Genomic DNA, 19174 nt, shown 5'->3' with positions numbered 1-19174 from the left:
CCGTGGTGGTCACGTCAGGCGTTGTCCGGTTCTTCGATGCGGGGGAAGAGTGGCGTCGGCTTGGCCAGTTCGTTGCTGCCGTTGCCGAGCTGGGCTGCGACTCGTTGTGCTGCTTCGGGCAGGAACGGGGTTAGCTCGTCCGCTACGACTCGCCCGGCGTGCACGAGGGTCGCGAGGACTTCGTCTAGGCGTGTGGTGGCGTCGGGGTCGTTGTGCTTTTCGGCTTTGGCCAGGTGCCAAGGGGCGTTTTCGACCACGTAGCGGTTGGCCTCGTCGACGATTTCCCAGATGGCTGCGGTAGCGCTGCGGAAGTCGAAGCGGTCCATCGCGGTATCGACCTTGTCTGCGACGTTGGCGCATGCCTTGGTCAGTGTGTTGTCCGGGACAGTGTCCACAGTGGGCACCGTGCTGCCCCGGTACTTCTGGATCATGCTGACGGTGCGGTTAACGAGGTTGCCGAGGCCGTTGGCGAGGTCTTCGTGGTAGCCCTTGATCATCCGTTCGAGGGTGAAGTCCGCATCGCCGACGCGGGGCACGTCGCGGATCAGCCACCAGCGCAGGGCATCGGCACCGTAGGTGTTGACCAGTGCCACGGGGTCTACGGCGTTGCCGAGACTCTTGCCGAGCTTCTTGCCGTCCACCGTGAGGTAGTCGTGCACGAAGATTGTGCGCGGCACGGGCTGTCCTGCCGACAGCAGCATGGCGGGCCAGTACACGGCGTGGAATCGCACGATGCCCTTGCCGATGACGTGGATGACCTCGTCCCCGTCGACCCACCATTGCCGGTAGTCGGCCGACTCCGGGTCGCCGAAGCCGAGGGCGGTGATGTAGTTGATCAGAGCGTCGAACCAGACGTAAATGACCTGCGTGGGGTCGTCGGGGACCGAGATGCCCCAGCCGCGTGCCCGTTCGACGGACCGGGATACGGAGAAGTCCTGGAGTCCCTGCCGGATGAAGCTCAGTACCTCGTTGCGGCGGGATTCCGGCTCGATCCGCAGGTTGCCGGACTCGATCAATTCCCGGAGTTGGTCTTCGTACCGGGAGAGTCTGAAGAACCAGTTTTCCTCGCTGACCAGTTGCGGCGGCTTCAGGTGCTCGGGGCAGTTGCCGTCGACCAGTTCCGCTTCGGTGTAGAACTGTTCGCAGCCGACGCAGTACAGGCCCTCGTAGTGTTGGCGGTACAGGTCTCCGTTGGCGTTGGCGGCCCGCCACAGGCGTGCCACGCCAGGCCGATGCCTGGGGTCTGAGCTGGTGCGGATGAAGTCGTCAAAGCTGATCTGCAAGGGGCCGCGCAGGTCGTGGAAAGCCTGTGAGTTGCGATCGACCAGCGCTTGTGTACTCACACCTTCGGCTTCGGCGGCCTGGACGTTCTTCAGCGAGTTGTCATCGGTGCCGGACAAGAACCGGACCTCGTTGCCCCGGTGGTGCCGGTGGCGGGCCATCACGTCCGTCTCCACCAGTTCCATCGCGAACCCCAGGTGTGGCTTGGAGTTGACGTACGGGATGGCGGTGGTGATGAACGTGCGCATAACGTTCGCTCTCCGTATCAGTTGACGTATGGGGCAGTAACAGGGTAGCGGCAACTACCGAGACGTCAGTGACGGCCAGCACCTTCATCGGTACTGACCGTCACACTGACCGCTTCAACACCCACCGTCCACATCGGAGCCCCGGCCAACACCCACCGCAACACGATCGCACCACGATGCCGCCGAATGACGCTCCTATCCGACGCCACGTCCGACGAGCCGGCTGGCGTACTTGGAAAGCGAGTAACGAGCTTCCTCGTGCGTCTTGACCCAATTGGGTGATGTATAAGGAAACCAGTCCGGGGTTGGCCGCCGGTGTTTAGTCTGTGGGGCGGTCGGATTGAACGAATCCAGGGAGGATCGGATGCTGTGGCAGACGGATTCCGCGTTGATCTTACGGCGCTGAAAGACGCGGCGGACGGGGTGTCCGGGACGTTGGAGCAGGTGAGCCGCCGAAAGGTCAGTGACATCGACTGCGACAAGGCGGCGATGGGCCACGGCCGGCTTGCTGACACGGTTGAGGACTTCCGTAATCGTTGGTCTCTGGGGGTCGAGAACCTTGCCAAAGACGCCCAGGAGATTTCTGGGCGTCTCACCGAGTGCGTCAAGTCGTACGAGGCGTTAGATCAAGGCGCGCGAGACCGCTTTGACGAGATCCTCCAGGGCAGCGGCGACGATCCGGCGGTCAGATGATGGCCGAGCTCGGTGAGACCAGTGACCCGAAGGCCTCGTACCGGGCAACACAGACAGCATCCATAAGACCGCCTGGTCGATGACGATCTACGGTGATCTTCTGCATGAGGCCGGGGCGGGACTTCAGCGCATCGACACAGCGGAGGGTTGGAGCAACCCTCGGAAATTGCATCAGATGGGCGACAAATCACTGGTCGCCTGGTGAGCGTGCTGACCTGAGGCTACCGCATCTCGCTGGGCGAGAGTGCTGTGACCTGCCAGTTTGCCTCGACGATCCCGTTTGATGCATGATCCGCTCATTAAGTGGGCGGATCGGAGGCTTGGTTTTGGGGCCGTCGAATCTCGCGGGTGCTGCGCATTTGGAGCTGGTTTCCGGCGTGGTGCACTTGCGACCGGAGGATGCGATGGTCGAGGCGATGCTGCGCGGGTTTCGGGCCCAGCAGGCCTCTCGCGGGCTGCGGGAAGAGACGATCGCTGCTCGTGAGTGGCTGGTTCGCCGTTTTCTGATCTATACCAATGAGTTCCCGTGGCGTTGGACGCCATCTCATGTGGATGAATGGTCGTCAACGCTGACCAGCGAACACCATCTGGCTCCCTCTACGATCCGCGGCTACCAATGTGACCTGCGCTTGTTCACCGAGTTCATCACCGACAACGCACGGTATGGCTGGGGCGATGCGTGCGAGAAGGCGTTCGGGCCGGGGGTGCATCCGATGCCGATCGTGCACGAGTGGAACTCGATCGCACACCTTAACGGCTACGAAGGCAACCCGGAGGCGCGTCCGTTTACGCGGGAGGAGTTGCAGAGGTTTCTGGATTACGCCGACGACCAGGTCGATCGGGCTGTTCGCGCGAGACGCAAGGGCGCGCTGGTGGCGTACCGGGACGCCACGCTGTTCAAGGTCATTTACGCCTGGGGCCTGCGGCGGACGGAGGCGTCGAAACTGGATGTGGTGGACTGGGGTCGCAATCCGGCAGCGCCGGAGTTCGGCCGGTTCGGGATGCTGCATGTCCGCTATGGCAAGGCCAAGCGCGGTCAGCCGCCGCGGCGGCGCAACGTGGCCTCAGTGATGAGTTGGGCGGTGGAGGCGGTGGCCGACTATGTGGAGAACATCCGGCCCCGCTTCGGCTGCGCCGATCACCCGGCGCTGTGGGTGACAGAGCGCGGTGGGCGGATCAAGCCAGCGGAGATCAACGCACGATTCGAATCTTATCGGGACGCGTTGAAACTGCCGAAAATCCTTACACCCCATAGTCTTCGCCACTCGTATGTAACGCATCTGACCGAGGAGGGGGTGGACCGCAGGTTCATCCAAGTCCAAGTAGGACACGAGTGTGACAGCTCGACGGCGATCTACACACACGTCAGCGATGACTTCATGAACACCGCACTGCGTAACGCTATCGCGCCAGCGCTGGAGCCAACCGCACCGTATGGGAAGGGGCGTTGATGGAGCAGAAATTGGACTACCGATGGCACCTGCGCCGGGTCATGGCAGATCGAGGCATGTTTTCCACCACCGATCTGATCCCGCTGCTGGCCGAATGCGGGATCACCCTGTCGTCGAGCCAGGTCTACCGGTTGGTCACCGAACGGCCCGAACGCCTGAGCCTGAAAGTTCTGATGGCCTTGCTGGACATCCTGGACTGCTCAATGGAGGACCTCATCGAGCCCGCCGCCACGGGCGAAACCGCAAGGAAACCTAGAAAGGCCGCTGCAGGCGGCACCTCGGCTGGTGAAGGTGTCGGCTTGTTGAGGCCGAAGAGGGCCCGGATCACTGCGGTGGACCAGTGACCAACACCGACCACGAGGTGCTGCCCGACCCCATCGGGCTGATCGTCGAGCTGATCAACACCATCGAACCCCGCATGGATGCGGCGGCTATCCGGCAAGCTGTGTGCTCCGTTGTTCGCGAGCGAACGAGTCAACGACGCCTGGCCCGGGCTCTCCGTGACGATCCATCGGTGTTGCGCACAGGCCGGCCACCGGCGCCCTACTGCGTGGCCAGGATGCTGGTAGCACTGCACGACGCTGGCGCCCAGGAGATTTCCCTTCCTCACTGCGGTGTATGCGGACAGACTCGTCGTCGAGTCAGCGGTCGGCAATGGAGATGTTCGTCCTGTTCGGACACACGCACCACCTGCGCAGGTTGCGGCCAGCGACGCCCCGTCGCCGGCCGGGATCGTCACGGCAGGCCTCGCTGCTCCCGCTGCCCTGACACTGCAGAGGACTCGCTGGCAGATCTCACCGAACTTGTCACCGAACTGGATCCAGCACTCGAGGCGGACATCGTTCGCGCGGCGCTCAGCGCCGCCGCGAAGCGCCCAGCCGAGCAACGACGAGTGGTCTGGGCCGTGCTCGCCCAGCCGACCCTGCTGACCGGGGCCGGTCACAACGCGCCCACTCCAGGGGTACTGCGGTTCGTCGACGAGCTCGTTCAAGCAGGCGCTACGAACGTGATCAAGCCAGCCTGTCCGCAATGCCAGCAGATCAAGCCACTCGTCAAGGTGCGCAACGGCCAGCGGCTCTGTCGCAGCTGCTTCGCCCGAACCACAGCACTGCCCTGCGCCCGCTGCGGCGCCGTGCGAACGCCTGCCGCCCGCGACGATCAAAACGCACCCCTGTGTCACACCTGCTGGGTCAAAGACCGTACCACCTGGGAAAATTGCGTCGAGTGCGGACGCCACAAGCCCGTCTCCGTCCGCCAACCCGACGGCCCGCGTTGCAGTGTCTGCCGGCCCAGGTCCGCAACCACGTGCGCGCTCTGCGGGCGCACAGCACCATGTGACATCTCCCGGGCCACCGGGCAACCATGGTGCCTGCGCTGCAAACAACGCTGGGCGACCTGCACCGGCTGCGGCAACACCGCGCCGGTGCGCGGAGGCACCATGCAGCAGCCGTTGTGCGCCCAATGCACCAACCCCGACCCCGAGTTCTGGGACCGCTGCCCGGTCTGCCGCACCACATGGCAGCTCAGCCAGCAACCCTGCCAACGATGCATCCTCGACCAGCGCCTACGCCATTTGCTCAGCAACGAAACCGGCACGATCCGTTCCGAGCTGACATCACTGCACAAGGCAATTGACCGGCGTTACACGCCCCGACAGCACCCTGACCTGGCTCTCCCGATCGAAAGTCCGCGAACTCCTCGCGCAGATCGCCGGGAACACCGGCCCGCTCACTCACGAGATCCTTGACCAACTACCCGACGGCAAGACACTCGCGCACCTCCGCAGCATCCTGGTCGCAACCAACGTCCTGCCCCCACGCGACGAACGCCTCACCGCGCTGGAACGCTGGATCACCACGACCGTCCAAAACCGCACCGACCCTGCCGAGCGCCGGATCCTGCACAACTACGCCGTCTGGCACCACCTACGCCGACTGCGGCAACGCCTCGGCGAAAACCACACCACCCGCCTCCAGGACCTGAACGTGCGCTGCCATGTCACCGCCGCGACGAACTTTCTCAACTGGCTCGGCGACAACGCACTGACACTCGACACCTGCACCCAGGCCGACCTCGACCGCTGGATCACCGCGTCCACCTCCAGCCACCGGGACGAAACCAGCCATTTCCTCCGCTGGGCCGTCAAATACCGGCACGCCCACGGACTGACCTACACCACTCCCTATTGGACAGCACCCCAAGGGACCCCGGACACCGAGAAACGCTGGACCGACGCTCGCCGACTGCTCCACGACGACACCCTCGCCACCTCCGACCGCGTCGCCGGGCTCTTACTTCTTCTTTACGCCCAACGCATCGCCACCATCACCCACCTCACCATCGACCACGTCCGCTTTCACGAAGACCGGGTCGAGATCACGCTGGGCACCTCCCCGATCCACCTCCCGGAACCACTGGGAGCAATGGTGCGCAGGCTGGTCAGCACCCGCCGCGGCCATGCCATGACCGGCGCCCCCGATCACGCCCCGTGGCTGTTCCCCGGCGGGCACCCTGGCCGGCCGATCAGCGACGAACGGCTCGGCCAACGTCTGCAGGACATCGGCCTCAATCCTCAACAAGACCGCTCCACCGCGCTGTTCACCCTCGCCGGCGAACTCCCGGCCGCGATGCTGGCCCGTATGCTCGGAATCAGCGTCAAAGTCGCCGTCGCATGGCAACGCGCCTCCAGCGGAGACTGGACCAACTACGCCGCCGACGTCGCCAGCCGCAAGCACCCGTGAGCCTCGCCTCATGCATTTGACCCGAGACCGCCATTGCTCTGGAGAAGCTGGCCGTTGATCCATCCGCCCTCCGCCGAGCAAAGGAACGTGACCAGATTCGCGCAGTCCTGCGGCACACCGAGACGTCCCAGGGGTGTGGAGCGAGTCATGTCTGCCTTTTGCTCTTCGGTCATCCACCCGGTATCGGTCGGCCCGGGATTGATCGCATTACAGGTCACTCCCAGATGAGCGAGCTCACGGGCAGAGGCCAGCGTGATCCGGTCCATCGCCCCCTTACTCGCCCCATAGGGCAAGTTGCCTGCGGTGTGGTCGCTGGTCAGACTGACGATACGCCCGCTTCCGTACTGCCCGCGGAATCGCAACCCGTACTCCCGGATCAGCAGCCACGTTGCCCGTGCATTGACTGCAAAGTGCAGATCGAAGCTCTCCACCGTGGTATCCAACAGACCAGAGTCGACCGACTCGCAGTGGCAGAGCACCAACGCGTTGACGTTTCCCAACTCGCGCTCAACACTGTCGAAGAGCCGAGCCGGCGCATCCGAGTCGCTCAGATCCGCCTCAACCGCAACTGTTCTCGCTCCGAGGGAAGCCACCTTCCTCTGCAACTCTCCAGGTGCGCCCGGCTCCATGCCCCACTGCATCCGCGCGTCATAAGGCGTCCAGTACGTGAAGGCCACGTCCCAGCCAGCCTGCGCCAGATTCAGTACTACGGACGCCGCGATCCCGGCCGAACGTCCCGCCCCCGTGACCAAGGCGAGCGGACGCCCCGCCTTCTCCACGTCCTGCTAACTCCCCACGCGCGTCCCGCCACTCATGATCCTCATACTGACGGGCCGCCCCTCACAAAGCACCCGATTTCTCAGACACGCCCACGTGTCAACTTTGAGGCGGCAACGGCCGAGCCACCACCACGCGGCACCGAGGGCTCGAATCAGGCAGGTATTCGGACCGTTCCAATAACCGACTCCACCATTAGGGGAAGCCGCCGAGCAGTTCCGTGACGCTTTCGACGGCGAGCCGACCAAGTGGCTGGAGGCCGGTGACTGTTTCCACGCAGCGAGCAAAGCGCTGGAGACTTACCCCGAGTCTTGGGACGAGGACCAGATCATCAACGCCGTTGAAGATGTTGCGAAAAACCCGGACCGCCCGCCCACTTTGGAGAAAAGTGGGAACTACAGGTTCACCGGAACCAGAGACGGCGTGGAGATCGAGGGCCTCGTGACGCCGGAGGGTCAGGTCAAAACCGGCTACCCGTTGCGCGGCGAAGGCGTCATGATGAACGACGAGTTCGGCAATCCGCACCCGGTACCCTGACGTAAGTGAGTGGAGACCACACGACGATGGATACAGCCCATGTGAACGAGGCGCTGCGCCGGTTGCTGGAGCGGTTGGCCGACCGGCTGCCCAAGCGTCGGCTGGCCGCGTACCGCGCCCTGGGCGAAGCAGGCGAGTCGGCATCTTTGCTCAACGAAATCTGCAAGATGCTAGTCAACCGCCGCACCGAAGTGACACCGGCGGAAAAGGAAACGCTGACCCGGCTGCTCGATGTGGTCCCCGCCGGCCACTACGACTACATCAACAATCGTGCGCAGACACTTGCCGCCATCCAGGTCGCCGATCAACCGCGAGTGGTGACCAACGCCGACCTGAACTGGCTCAACACGAAATCCCAGGAGCTGCTTGAGCGATTCGCCGGACGGCTGTCGCCACACGATCTCGACAGCAACCGCTCCCTAAGCTTCGCCGGGGAACAAGCGATCATGCTCGACAATCTGTGCGCCTGCCTAGTCAAGGATGAAATCCGAGTGACGTCGCATGAGCAGCAGGCTCTTGCCGAGCTGCTGAACTGGTTCCGCCCGGCCACGGTTACCGACCTCGTGTACATCCATGACCGGGAGAACACGCTCGCCTCGCTGAACGTCACCGAGCAGCCTTGACAAACGCAGCACGCACAAGTCCCCTGCCCGTCTCCGCTGTGGCACGACCACCCGCCGACGGCACGTAATCTGACGAATCCCTCCGCCTCAGGTCCGCAGGTTGGGCGGGCGCCGAAATGCCTCGAATTTGGGTAAGAAAGCCAAGTCGGCACATTCTCAACCGCTCGGCACAATGGTGCCCCGGTACGACGTACCGGGGCACCATCATGTTAGCGGTCGAAGCGTCCCTGCTTCACCGCATGAACGAAACTCGCCGCGTTTACGCGCAGCGTGGGGCCATTCGGATCTTTGGAATCGCGGATCCGGTCTAACGTTGTTGTCAGCTCGACACATTCGCCATTAACGTTACTATACGTGCTCTTGCGCCATTTGATCTCGGATGTCATTTTCTTGATACTCCTCTACGATAACCTGCGCGATGAAATTTGTTGAATCGGCAGGACTGTATGCGTATTGACCAATCGCGGCTACGGCTTTGCGGTACGCTTCGATGTCGTCAGAGTTCGTAACGAAAGCGCCCGAGCTGTAGTGCTCGAAATGGACAAACGGTGGCGAGTCCGGAAACTCGTAGAGCGCGAACGACCCAGCCGTTCCAGGGTGCCATCCCACACGCGTAGGTACCACACGGAGATTGACGTTAGGATATTCGACACTAGCTTTAATCAAGTACCGCAACTGTTCGATCATCATGTCTGGTGTTCCGATCGGCTGCCGTAGCGCAACCTCGCCGACAAGTACGTCGAACTTTGCTGGTTCACGGCGGGTAAGGACTTCACGCCTAGCGAGGCGAACCATCACACGTGATTCAACGTCGTGTTTCGGCTGTCCATCCGCTATAGCGATAGTCCGAACGTAATCAGCCGTCTGTAGCAAACCCGGCATAATCATGGGCGACCAATAAACGATGGCTGATGCTTCGCGTTCACTCTCGACAGCACCCGCTAGCTGTTGTGGTATTCCGGGCATGCCAACGGTGAGCCAGTTTGGCTCGCTTGCATTCTTTGCGAGGTCGAGAATCCGTTCGCGCTCGCTAGGTCCGGTACCCAGGACCGCCAAGATCATCGCGGTAGTTTCGACGCTAGGCACTCGCTTGCCAGTCTCTATCTTGGATAGATGAGACTGATCAAGTGACAGCTTCTTTGCCAGCTCGCGAAGGCTTATCCCGCGTACGTTCCGAGCGTCACGCAAAGCAGCCGACAGTGCCCTAGCTCGCGGTGACCCATTGGTAGCCATGCGATACATCCTTACGTGTCATCCGGGCGACATCACCCATTTAGAGCAATTGTGTGGTCATAGCCGCCTCACCCAATCTCTAGTCACCACGGATCAACCTTTGCATCAACAGCGTACTTGGCGAGTCAAACATTCAACCTGGGAGGCAGCATGGCGGGCATCGCTCCACAACCTGGCCATTCCGGAAAGACGCTCACGATTAGCGACGTGCAGTGTTTCCGGTACAAGGCGGGTGTCGTCGGAGAGTCGCTGCGTGTTCTGCACTACCAGGTATCGGCCGATGAGCACACGATCACATCGCTGTGCCAACAGACGTTCAGACGCAGTCAGATGGACGAGTGCTCGGAGGGCACCGGGGCCCCGTGCGAGGACTGCGTGTTGCGTGCCATCCGTAACGTCGATCGGGTCGCAGACACATGCGCGCCCAATGTGGACGATCAAGACCGGTCCTACTCGGCTCAGTCACATCTGACGTTCGTACTCCAAAAGGCTGAGCAAGCGATCAGGTCAGTCTGCAACAAACTCAACCACAGTCCCTGCGCGGCAACAGAACTGCACGAACTTGCCGCAGGTCTTGAGGAAGTCGTACGCGGTATCAGGGGCTACCTGGACCTCATGAAGTCCACGGGAGGCACGCAGTGAACGAAGCAGGTTCAAAGCTGGACCTTGCCGCAGGCGAACGAGACGAATGCGGCGGGAGGTGTCGTAATGAGCACCGAGTCACGCCTTGCCGCCGCAGAGATCACCACCACGTTCAAGCCCATTCCGTGTGCTGACTGTCTGAGGGGTCTCCACCGTTGGTCGGCCGTGCAAGCCGAGACGTACGCCGCAGTTCTCACACGGTGGCATTGCTCCTGCTCTCACTGCTACTGCGATGCCAGGAAAGTCAAGGTGGGCCGGAAAGAGCGTTCCCGTCGATGGCGGCTCCTTCGTCGTGTCCAACGCGGATTGGAGCTGATCTAGACGCGGGCCGGTGCCGGGCACTCAGTTACTGGTGCCCCCCGACCCGGCATCGGCCCGTTCGCGGCCGGTTGGCGTCCTTCCTCCTCGCCACGCCAACCGGCCGCAATCCATCGCAACACCCCTCACATGGCCGATTGATCAGACATGCGGCTCTCGGAAGCCTCTAGATCGGCCAGGGTGCAGGTTTCAGCCCTGGCAATCACGTAAGGTGAGGGGAGGTGTTCAACTGCCGTGCCGACCCGAGGAGTAAACCGATATGGCGCAAGTCCGCGTGCACCCGATCCAGCTTGAGTACAGCGTTGCGAAGGACGACAAGCAGACCTGCAACCTGTGCGGAGCTGAAGAGCGTTGGACGTCGAAGCAGCAGCCTACGGTGTTCGGAGACGCCTTGAAGCGGTCATTGCATCTGGTGCACCTGGTGAGGAACCACCTGCCGGACATTCAAGCCACCTTCAGCGCCGCTGAGCGGAAGAAGGAGAAGTGGGTTGATGCGGGCGACACGACTGCCACACGGCAAGCCTAAGGACGAGTTCGATCGGGACGTCGATCACTGGTCGCAGGGTGACGACAAGGTAGAAGACCTGGTGAACACCGACACCGACGACTGAGCCAACCCGATCACGACCGATGCTCCGCACCTATGGTGCGGGGCATCGTCGCATCAACACCCGTCCTCGCACCGGCCGCTAAGCGGTTATTGTCCGTACAGACGGATCCGGCGTTAATTTTGATCACGGCTATCGGGTGGCTGGTCCCGCGTGAAGGGCCACTGCGATAACCCCAACGTTCCTGGACGCTTGGGGTGTGGCGCACCTGGTCACCACACTTCCTACCGCTGTTCGGGCTTGTTGATTGGAACGCGAGGAGGCGCCACGAGCCTGCTTCGAGGACGTGCGCTTCGAGTGTCTGCGTATTCAGCCGAATGGTGTTGCCCGACACGGTTACCAGCGCGCTCATCTCGCCGACGACGACGGCGGTTGCGCCGTTGACGTGAATGGATGCCGGGCGGTGCTCAAGGGATGCGTAGCGCAGCTGGCCTTCGCTGATCTTGGCGATGAGCGCCTTCTTGGTGTCGCGGATTGCCGTGCAGTTCCTACGGTGCGGCGCTCCCCCACCTCGCGGTGTCTTGGGGAAGCGCCGCAGCTCCTTGTGTCGGTTATTGCCCTGGCGAGTCCGGGCCGCCCGAGGAAGGAAACTCGGTACCCCAGCGCTTTGCTTCCTCGACCAAGTCGAATACCACTGCTTCTACGGCCGCTTCGCCGATCAAACGCCAGTAATCGTCCGAGTCGCCGGAGAGGTCTTGTCCTCGCCGTGCGACATCTTCCCGGATCGCGGTGGCTACCGCTTCCTCATTGATATGCCCGGCAGCCCAGACAATGGTCTCAAAGGCTGGTCGCCAAGAGGGGTCCAGCGACATGACAACCACCTCGATCCGCTCCGAGTGACGCTCTTCAGGGCGTTGAAATAAACACTCGCAGGCTTCTTTGGGAGTTCATGTTTCCTCCGCCACCCGGTGTCACGATCTGCCCCTGAGAAAAACCGTCGTACCAGCCCGTTCCGAGAATCGGCGGAGCCCCTACTGTTTTTGCCGGTGTTTTCTGGACCCGTTGGTCCGGGTTGTTCAGGCTCCGGTGCCGGGTGTGTCCGGCGGGCTGGGCCGCCGGGGGCTGACGGTGTCCGGCGAGTTTTGGCCCCGCCCCTGGATGGGTGAAACTTCGCGGGTGCCGAGTGGTGTGCGCTCCGGTGAACGGGGTGGAGAGCTAGCGTTCTGCTCGCCGGGTGTTCATGGCTCCGCCTCCGACAAGGCTGGATCCGTGAGCAGTCGGCCCTTTTTCGTTTAGGGCCTTGGCTGAGCGGCGGCGGTGAGGGCCAGCTGGTCGAGGAACGCGGGCAGCCCGGCGATGGCGTGATCTCCGCGGGCGATGAGGAACACGCGCAGCTCGTGGTGCACCGCGGGGCTGGCGGTGCCGAGGAAGTCCGCGCAGACGCCGAGGAGCTCGAGCAGGTGCGACCGGCTCGGCCCCTCGGCCGGGTCAGCGACGGACAGGTCGTCGGGTGGTTCGTCGCCGATCCAGAGTTGCGGCATCAGCGGGTCAGCCGCGCGGGCGTTGCTGGGTGGCGCGCAGCCGGTAGGACTCGGCGCCGGTCTCGATGATGTTGCCGTTGAAGGTGAGCCGATCGACGATCGCGGAGCAGAGCCGTTTGTCGGTGAAGGTCTGGTCCCATTCGGAGAACGGGGCGTTGGAGGCGATGGCGATCGCGCTGCGTTCCTCTCGGTCGGTGAAGACCTGGAACAGCAGCTTCGCGCCGGCCTTGTCCAGGTCGAGGTAGCCGAATTCGTCCAAGCAGAGCAGGTCGACCTTGCTGTAGCGGTTGAGCACGCGGGTCAGCTGCCGGTCGTCGGCGGCCTCGGCGAGCTCGTTGACCAGGTTCGCTGTCGTGGTGTAGCGGACTTTCAGCCCGGATTCGGCGATCGCGGTGCCGATGCCGATCAGCAGATGCGACTTGCCGGTGCCGGACTGGCCGATCAGGCAGAGCGGCTGCCCGGCGTTGACCCAGCCTGGGGTGGTGAGGGTGTTGATGACCTCGGGAACGACGTTCGGGTTGGCGGCGAAGTCGAAGTCGTCGAGCCGCTTCGAGCGGGGGAAGTTCGCCTCGCGGACGCGGCGGATCTTGCGGCGTTCGTCGCGGTGCTCGCATTCGGCGTCGAGCAGGGTGAGCAGGAACGCCTTGTAGGACGCCTGTTCCCGCAATGCCGCGGCGGCGAGTTCCTCGAACCGGGAGCCGATGGTGGGCAACCGCAGCGTGCGGCAGGCCTGGTCGATCAGGGCGTCCATGCTGTCGACGCCGGGCGCGACGGCCGGAACGGTCGCCGCGGTGGCAGAGGTGGTGGGCGCGGGCAGGGTGGCGGTCATGCGGAGGTGCCTTTCGTGCGGCGAAGCAGCTGGTCGTAGATCGCCACCGAGGGCAGCGGGGTCGAGGTCGCGGGCAGTTCCCGGCGCGAACGCAGGGAGATCACCGGTGCAGCGGTGCTCACCGGCGTGGGTGGGGCGTGCTCGCGGGGATCAGGGGTGTCGTCGATGATCTTCGGGATCACCGTGGTGTCGATGCCGAGGTCGGACAGGTCGGCATCGTCGAGCAGCGGCTGGTCGCGGGCGGTGCTGGCGGCGGCCTTGCGGGCTTCGATCGCGACCAGCTCCGGGCTGGTCGACCCGGCGTCCAGCGCGGTGGTGATGCCGGTGATCACCGCCTCGGCGGGCAGGCGGCGGTGCAGCAGCAGGACCTCGATCAGCGCACGGGTCCCGTCGCCGTTGCCGTGCGCGGCGCGAGCGGCCGACCAGAACGCCTCGTGCGCCGAGGTGAAGGTGCCCTCGGCGCGGGCGGTGGCCAGCGCGGTGGACCCCGCCAGCGCGCCGGGCTTGCCGAGCAGGATCTCCAGGTAGTGATCCAGCTCGTCATGCGACTCGCCGCGGCGGGTGAGCCGGACGTGCCGGGCGATGATCGTGGTGCGGTCGAACACCAGCACCTCGTTGGCGCGCAACGAGACTCGCACTTTCCGGCCGATGAACCGCGCCGGCACCGAGTACTGCGACTGCCGCACGGTGATCCGCGAATCCCGGCCGACCTTCGGGGTCAGCGTGCTGCCGGTGTCGAACTCCTCGAACGGGACCGGCGCGAGCAGCTCGGCCTCGTGGGCGAAGTTGAACCCGATGCTGACCCGTTGTCCGTGCAGGATCCGCTCGTCCTCGGCCAGGTCGATCGCGGCGATCTTCTCATTCAGCTCGGTCAGGCTGGCGACCTCCGGGACCGGGACCAGATGCGTGCGGCGGAACCGGCCGCCTTCCTGCTCGACGCCGCCTTTTTCGTGCGCGCCGTCTTTGCCCGGGATGCAGTAGAAGGCATCGAAACCGAAGTGTGAACGGAATTTGACCCAGTTCTGGGACTCGACGCGAGAGCGGCCGAAGCAGACCCGCTGGACCGCGGGTCGCAGGTTGTCGTAGCGGATGTGGCGGGTCGGGATCCCGCCCAGCGCCCGGAACGCCTCGACGTGGCCTTCCATGAACGCCTCCTGCCCTTCGGACAGGAACACGCGGTGCACCGCGCGACCGCTGAAACTGAGCCGCAGCGTGAACAGGTGACACTTCAGCACCGTGCCCGCGACGCGGACCCACACGTCGGCGAAGTCGACCTCGGCTTCCTCGCCGGGCTGATGCTGCTGGGGCACCATGCCCTGCAGGTGCCGCTGTTCCTCGCGCAGCTCGGCCACCAGCTCCGGCCGCCGCCGGGCGACGTACTCGTAGACCACGGTCCGGCCCGCTGCGGTGAACCCATGCTCTGTGATCAGCCGCTGGTAGATCCGCGCGGTCGTGTGCTTCTGCTTGCGCGGCGCCGACAGATCCGCGCGCAGCATCTCGTCGATCAACCCATAAGCCGGCTCCAGCACCGAGCGGCGCGGCGGCGGCTTCTTCCGTTCCTTGGGCACCGCAGACTCCAGCGCTTCCCGCACCGTCCGGCGGTGCACCCCATACCGCTCGGCCAACGCCCGGACCGACAGGTCCGGCTCCAACCGCCGATCACGGCGTATGCGTGCGAACAACTCAACGCGCGACAACGACAACTCCGGCCTCCGACACGACCGCTTGGATTCAAGGCGCACATCGTTGCCCGTACCAACGGGGGAAGACCGGTCCTTCACACCATCGTGGGCGTGTCCACATCGGACACGGTGGGGCCAAAACCCACCGGACGAACTCAGCCGGGGCCAGAACTCACCGGACAACCGGGGCCGGAACTACCCGGCATAAACACCCCTACCACAGGCGTATAGAAGGGAACGTCTTTGTTGTTCGTCGGGACTCGGTGGGTCTGGTCGGAGCCCCCCACAACGACCGCAGGCAGGGCCTGGTCCGCGCCCAACCGCAGGTCGGTTTCGAAGTCACGCCGATCTCCGTCGAGGACCTGCTGCACGACCCGGCTGGTGCTCCAGGCCCAGGGCGCGGCGGAGAGGATGACGCTGCCAGCCACCGGAACCTGACCGCCGCCCCCGGACCTGTTTTGTAAGCGGCGTAAGCCGTTTGCGGGCACCGGCATACCGAAGGGATCTGGTTCTCGACCCTGATCCCATCACTCGGGCACCCAACCTCGCAGGCACGCTGACTAACACGCACGTCAGTGCCCCTGCGCGTGTCCCGTTCATCTGCCTGCTGGCCCCAGAACCCGGTAGATGTGGAGTCCGCGGCGTGAGGGACTTTTCGCGCGCCTTTTGAGCGGGTTGGGGCTGTGGGAGGTTCCGTGTTGGATGGGCCATCCCCGCGATCGGCACAGCCCCGGTTTGGCTTTGTATCGCGGGGATGGCCCCGGAGTGGGCTGGCACATCGGGCAGGTCGCGTTGCGGGGCGGCGGATTCGGCCGTGGCTGGGACTGATGCAGATCGGCTTGTGGTTGTTTCGTAAGGGGTTTTGATCGGTCGTGATGAGGGGCGCCTTCGGCGTGTGGTGGGGGTTTTTGTTGCGGGGTGGGGGTTTCGTGGTTTTTTTTGGGGGGGGGTGCCTCTATGTCTTTTGTCAAGCGGCGCGTGGGGCTCTGGGTTGGTAGTAGGCGCCGTCGCGGAGCATGGCGAACAGGACGCTGATGCGGTGGCGGGCGAGGCGGAGGAGGGCTTGGGTATGCGTCTTTCCGCGGGCCCGGCATTTGTCGTAGTAAGCGCGGGAGGCGGGATCGTGCAGGGCGGCGAAGGCGGAGAGGAACATCGCGCGTTTGAGCTGCCGGTTTCCGCTGCGGGGCGCGTGTTCGCCGTGGATGGAGGTCCCCGACGACTTGGTTGTCGGGGCGAGTCCGGCGTAGGAGGCGAGGTTTGCGGCGGTGGGGAAGCTTGTGCCGTCGCCGACGGTGACCAGCAGCACTGCGGCGGTCCTGACCGCGACCCCCGGCATCGAGGTCAGGACCGGGGAAAGAGGGTGCTGCTCCAGCAGGGTCTCGATCTGTGCTTCCAGGGCCCTGCGCTGTTCGTGGACGGCCGCCAGCGAGCGGGCCAGGGAGGGAATGACGATGTCGAGGGTGCCGGTGCCGGGGACGACGACGGTCTGTTCATCGAGTGCGGCGAAGATGTCGTCGATCAGGCGCTGGGCCATGCGCGGGGCCCTGGACCGGATCGCCTCAACAAGCTTGCTGCGTCCGGCTTTCCGCAGAGCGGCAGGGGAACCGTGGCGTTCCAGAAGCCAGGTGACGGCCCGATGGTCCAGGCGGGGCCCGAGGACGCGCTCCAGGCTGGGGTGAAACTGGGTGAGCAGGCCGCGTATCCGGTTGCTGGTGCGGGTGGCCTCAGCAGCGAGGTCCTGGTCGAAGCCGACGAGTACGCTCAGTTCAGCGGTGATCTCGTCGGTGAGATCCAGCGAGCGCAGGGTATGCGGCATAGTGCGGGCGGCATCGGCGATCACCGCGGCGTCTTTGGCGTCGGTCTTGGCCTCGCCTGGGTAGAGATCGGCGATCCGGCGCATCGCGAGCCCGGGCAGGTAGGCGACCTTGCAGCCGGTGTCACGGGCCACGGTCAGCGGCAGCGCGCCGATGGAAGCCGGCTGATCCACGATCACCAGCACGGTCCCGAACTTCGCGCGCAACTTGTCGAAAACGGCCCGCAGTTTCGGCTCGCTGTTGGGCAGCGGCTTGTCGAACACCTTCTTTCCTGCCGGGGTCAGCCCGTGCCCGTGATGGGCGGTCTTTCCGACGTCCAGGCCGAGGAAAACGCCCACGTCGTCGATGTCGTACAACCGGCCCTCCCGAATGGGGCTCTCGTCGGTGCCGGCCCGGTTCGGTGCCGTGTGCGCGCATCCACGTTATGCAGACCTGCCGCCCGCAAATCGGCCGGGCATTGCGCCTGGTCTGGGCGGTGGCCGGACCTCTCATCAGCGTCTCCAACGGCACCCCCGGGCCCGGCGACACCACCCCCCAGGTCATGCATACGACAGGGGGAAACAGTCATACCGGGCCCGCAGGCCAGCGGCCCTGTTGCAGGACCACGAAGAACATAACGGGGGGGTCACCTGATCAAGCGATGCTTGAATGCGTGCGAATGAGTGTTCGAATCTGGGAGAATTAGGGTATGGCACCGTTGATGGACACCCCGGATGCGAGCGTGGAGATGATGTCTTCGCGCTCGGCGGTGTCGTGCTCCGATGCCGAGCTCATCGCCCGGATTCAGCGCCTTGAGCAGAGCATGCGGGTGGTGATGATGGAGCAGTTGCAGGTTATCGCCGAGGCCGACCGGCGGGGGCTGCATGCCGAGCGTGGTGCGAGGTCGATGCAGGTGTGGTTGCGGGAGTTGCTCAACATCGACCACCGCGACGCCACAACGCGGGTGACGGTCGCCCGCAACGTCGAGGACCGGGCTTCGCTGTATGGCGAGACGATGCCCGCCGAGCTTCCCCAGACCGCCGCCGCCTTGTCGGAAGGCGCGATCAGTGTTGAGCATGGGCGGGTGATCGTGGCGGGCGTGCGCCGGCTGCCGGAGTACGCCCGTTGTCACCGGGTGGGTGAGGTCGAGGCGACCCTGGCCGGCTACGCCCGCCAGGTGCCGCCGCGTGAACTGGAGACAATCGCCGAACGGATCAGGTACCTGCTCGACCAGGACGGGGCCTACCAGGACGAAGCCGACCAGCACGAGGCTCGGGAGCTGCACTACGGGACCGCTCGGGACGGGATGACGGTCATCAAGGCCCGGCTGGACCGTGAGACCGGGGCGACATTCGTTGCGCTCATCGAGCCGCTGGCCGCGCCTCGTCCGGAAACCGGCGGGGAGAAGGATCCTCGCAGCGTCGGGCAGCGCAATGCCGACGGCTTCGCCGCGTTGCTCGATCTGGCCATCGACTCCGACGGGGTACCGCGTGCCGGTGGGCAACGGCCGCACCTGACGATCACCATCGACTTCGAAGATCTCAAGCGCGGGCTGGGCTTGCTCGATGAGCAGGGCATGCCCGGCACGCTGAACACCGGGCGTGCCATCACCGCCGAGAACGCGCGGCGGATCGCCTGCGACAGCGAGGTACTGCCCATGGTCCTCGACGGCGAGAGCCTGCCCCTGGACGTCGGCCGGGCCAAGCGGACCGCCCCGGCGCACATCCGTGCCGCGCTACTCCAGCGCGACGGCGTCTGTTCGTTCCCCGGCTGCGACCGGCCGCCGGGAACCCCCGACGCGCATCATCTCGTGAGCTGGATCGATGGTGGCCCCACCGAACTGGCCAACATGACGATGTTGTGTGGCCACCACCATCGCGCCGTGCACAGTCAGCGGTGGGAAATCGAGATGCGCGACGGGAGACCCGTCTTCATCCCACCACCCACAGTGGACATCGACCGAAGACCGCGACCAGGCGGCAAGGCGTTGCCTGCCCGGCATCGCGAACACCTCCGGGACCTCATCCCCTCGCAGCGGGACCCGGCGGGCGAAACGTGCTGCGCGCGTCCCGAAGCGGCAGTCAGCTGACCGGCGCGCTCGTCATACTGGGCATGGGCCGTGCGTGCCGCGCGGCACCAGTGAGACGGGAATCCTCCGCTCGGTCGTCATTGGGGCCGGCGTGTCCATCACCTGTTGCAGCAGCTCCACGGACGTGTGCGAACCCGCCGCATTGTCC

General features: G+C 64.5%; 17 protein-coding genes and 1 pseudogene. 8 read left to right on the top strand and 10 right to left on the bottom strand.

Translation table 11 applies throughout. The annotated features are described in order from the left end of the window. Positions 1-14: 14 nt before the first annotated feature. A complete protein-coding gene (gene metG / locus BJ970_RS35300) occupies positions 15-1529 on the bottom strand; it encodes a methionine--tRNA ligase (protein ID WP_184732262.1) in 1515 nt (504 codons plus the stop codon). A gap of 369 nt (positions 1530-1898) precedes the next feature. Here metG and BJ970_RS35295 point away from each other — a divergent pair, with 369 nt between their 5' ends. The 4 genes from BJ970_RS35295 (at position 1899) to BJ970_RS37430 (ending at position 6414) form a co-directional block, all read left to right on the top strand. After that, positions 1899-2222 carry a hypothetical protein gene (locus tag BJ970_RS35295; RefSeq protein ID WP_184732260.1) on the top strand — a complete coding sequence of 108 codons (324 nt, stop codon included), beginning with the start codon at positions 1899-1901 and terminating at the stop codon, positions 2220-2222. A gap of 404 nt (positions 2223-2626) precedes the next feature. Next, entirely contained in the window at positions 2627-3673 is a 1047-nt protein-coding gene (locus BJ970_RS35290; protein ID WP_221466988.1) for a tyrosine-type recombinase/integrase, read from the top strand. Continuing rightward, on the top strand, positions 3673-4017 hold the full coding sequence (locus BJ970_RS35285; protein WP_184722017.1) for a helix-turn-helix domain-containing protein: 345 nt from the start codon (positions 3673-3675) through the stop codon (positions 4015-4017). Before BJ970_RS35290 ends, BJ970_RS35285 begins: the two co-directional genes overlap by 1 nt. A 1287-nt stretch (positions 4018-5304) precedes the next feature. Further along, the gene (locus tag BJ970_RS37430; protein WP_221466987.1) at positions 5305-6414 is read left to right on the top strand and encodes a hypothetical protein; all 1110 of its coding nucleotides are present in this window, start codon (positions 5305-5307) and stop codon (positions 6412-6414) included. Between the two features lie 8 nt (positions 6415-6422). On the opposite strand, the gene BJ970_RS35275 is transcribed toward BJ970_RS37430, so the two are convergent. Next, a complete protein-coding gene (locus BJ970_RS35275; protein WP_184727599.1) occupies positions 6423-7193 on the bottom strand; it encodes an SDR family oxidoreductase in 771 nt (256 codons plus the stop codon). 208 nt (positions 7194-7401) lie between these two features. Between BJ970_RS35275 and BJ970_RS39295 the strand changes: the two are divergent. Together BJ970_RS39295 and BJ970_RS35265 are read left to right on the top strand one after the other, a co-directional pair. Next, positions 7402-7728 (top strand): annotated as a pseudogene (locus BJ970_RS39295) (EndoU domain-containing protein); the annotation flags it as partial. 41 nt (positions 7729-7769) lie between these two features. Then, positions 7770-8351 carry a hypothetical protein gene (locus tag BJ970_RS35265; protein WP_184732258.1) on the top strand — a complete coding sequence of 194 codons (582 nt, stop codon included), beginning with the start codon at positions 7770-7772 and terminating at the stop codon, positions 8349-8351. Between the two features lie 209 nt (positions 8352-8560). On the opposite strand, the gene BJ970_RS35260 is transcribed toward BJ970_RS35265, so the two are convergent. Both BJ970_RS35260 and BJ970_RS35255 read right to left on the bottom strand, forming a co-directional pair. Further along, positions 8561-8737 carry a DUF397 domain-containing protein gene (locus tag BJ970_RS35260; protein ID WP_184732256.1) on the bottom strand — a complete coding sequence of 59 codons (177 nt, stop codon included), beginning with the start codon at positions 8735-8737 and terminating at the stop codon, positions 8561-8563. Beyond that, the gene (locus BJ970_RS35255; RefSeq protein WP_184732254.1) at positions 8700-9584 is read right to left on the bottom strand and encodes a helix-turn-helix domain-containing protein; all 885 of its coding nucleotides are present in this window, start codon (positions 9582-9584) and stop codon (positions 8700-8702) included. The genes BJ970_RS35260 and BJ970_RS35255 overlap by 38 nt, the downstream gene beginning before the upstream one ends. Before the next feature lie 150 nt (positions 9585-9734). On the opposite strand from BJ970_RS35255, the gene BJ970_RS35250 reads away from it, so the two are divergent. Then, the gene (locus BJ970_RS35250) at positions 9735-10226 is read left to right on the top strand and encodes a hypothetical protein (protein WP_184732252.1); all 492 of its coding nucleotides are present in this window, start codon (positions 9735-9737) and stop codon (positions 10224-10226) included. Between the two features lie 1477 nt (positions 10227-11703). Here the strand turns inward: BJ970_RS35250 and BJ970_RS35245 are convergent. The 6 genes from BJ970_RS35245 to BJ970_RS35220 all read right to left on the bottom strand — a co-directional run bounded on the left by BJ970_RS35245 (position 11704) and on the right by BJ970_RS35220 (position 17314). Continuing rightward, positions 11704-11964 carry a hypothetical protein gene (locus BJ970_RS35245; protein WP_184732250.1) on the bottom strand — a complete coding sequence of 87 codons (261 nt, stop codon included), beginning with the start codon at positions 11962-11964 and terminating at the stop codon, positions 11704-11706. A gap of 420 nt (positions 11965-12384) precedes the next feature. Continuing rightward, complete coding sequence (locus tag BJ970_RS35240) at positions 12385-12633, bottom strand: hypothetical protein (RefSeq protein ID WP_184727211.1); 249 nt, start codon at positions 12631-12633, stop codon at positions 12385-12387. 7 nt (positions 12634-12640) lie between these two features. Continuing rightward, positions 12641-13462: an IS21-like element helper ATPase IstB gene (gene istB, locus BJ970_RS35235; protein WP_184727212.1), complete on the bottom strand. Its 822-nt coding sequence runs from the start codon at positions 13460-13462 to the stop codon at positions 12641-12643. Beyond that, the gene (gene istA, locus BJ970_RS35230; RefSeq protein ID WP_184727213.1) at positions 13459-15159 is read right to left on the bottom strand and encodes an IS21 family transposase; all 1701 of its coding nucleotides are present in this window, start codon (positions 15157-15159) and stop codon (positions 13459-13461) included. Before istA ends, istB begins: the two co-directional genes overlap by 4 nt. A 140-nt stretch (positions 15160-15299) precedes the next feature. Then, positions 15300-15572, bottom strand: a complete 273-nt coding sequence (locus BJ970_RS35225) for a hypothetical protein (protein WP_184732248.1) — start codon at positions 15570-15572, stop codon at positions 15300-15302. 539 nt (positions 15573-16111) lie between these two features. Further along, positions 16112-17314: an IS110 family RNA-guided transposase gene (locus tag BJ970_RS35220; protein WP_184732246.1), complete on the bottom strand. Its 1203-nt coding sequence runs from the start codon at positions 17312-17314 to the stop codon at positions 16112-16114. Positions 17315-17646: 332 nt separating this feature from the next. On the opposite strand from BJ970_RS35220, the gene BJ970_RS35215 reads away from it, so the two are divergent. Further along, a complete protein-coding gene (locus tag BJ970_RS35215; protein WP_184732244.1) occupies positions 17647-19026 on the top strand; it encodes an HNH endonuclease signature motif containing protein in 1380 nt (459 codons plus the stop codon). The last annotated feature ends 148 nt before the right edge of the window (positions 19027-19174 follow it).

This window comes from Saccharopolyspora phatthalungensis (genome assembly GCF_014203395.1).
In the GTDB taxonomy this organism is placed as follows: domain Bacteria; phylum Actinomycetota; class Actinomycetes; order Mycobacteriales; family Pseudonocardiaceae; genus Saccharopolyspora; species Saccharopolyspora phatthalungensis.
The sequence above is the reverse complement of the archived record's forward strand: the minus strand, read 5'-3'. Positions and strand labels throughout refer to the sequence as shown.

What these genes read in the sequence shown, in the direction of transcription:
- BJ970_RS35290 (WP_221466988.1), top strand. Translation starts at nt 2,627, where the DNA reads ATGGTCGAGGCGATGCTGCGCGGGTTTCGGGCCCAGCAGGCCTCTCGC.
- istB (WP_184727212.1), bottom strand. Translation starts at nt 13,462, where the DNA reads ATGACCGCCACCCTGCCCGCGCCCACCACCTCTGCCACCGCGGCGACC.
- metG (WP_184732262.1), bottom strand. Translation starts at nt 1,529, where the DNA reads ATGCGCACGTTCATCACCACCGCCATCCCGTACGTCAACTCCAAGCCA.
- BJ970_RS35285 (WP_184722017.1), top strand. Translation starts at nt 3,673, where the DNA reads ATGGAGCAGAAATTGGACTACCGATGGCACCTGCGCCGGGTCATGGCA.
- BJ970_RS35250 (WP_184732252.1), top strand. Translation starts at nt 9,735, where the DNA reads ATGGCGGGCATCGCTCCACAACCTGGCCATTCCGGAAAGACGCTCACG.
- BJ970_RS35245 (WP_184732250.1), bottom strand. Translation starts at nt 11,964, where the DNA reads ATGTCGCTGGACCCCTCTTGGCGACCAGCCTTTGAGACCATTGTCTGG.
- BJ970_RS35260 (WP_184732256.1), bottom strand. Translation starts at nt 8,737, where the DNA reads ATGACATCCGAGATCAAATGGCGCAAGAGCACGTATAGTAACGTTAAT.
- BJ970_RS35240 (WP_184727211.1), bottom strand. Translation starts at nt 12,633, where the DNA reads ATGCCGCAACTCTGGATCGGCGACGAACCACCCGACGACCTGTCCGTC.
- BJ970_RS35215 (WP_184732244.1), top strand. Translation starts at nt 17,647, where the DNA reads ATGGCACCGTTGATGGACACCCCGGATGCGAGCGTGGAGATGATGTCT.
- BJ970_RS35255 (WP_184732254.1), bottom strand. Translation starts at nt 9,584, where the DNA reads ATGGCTACCAATGGGTCACCGCGAGCTAGGGCACTGTCGGCTGCTTTG.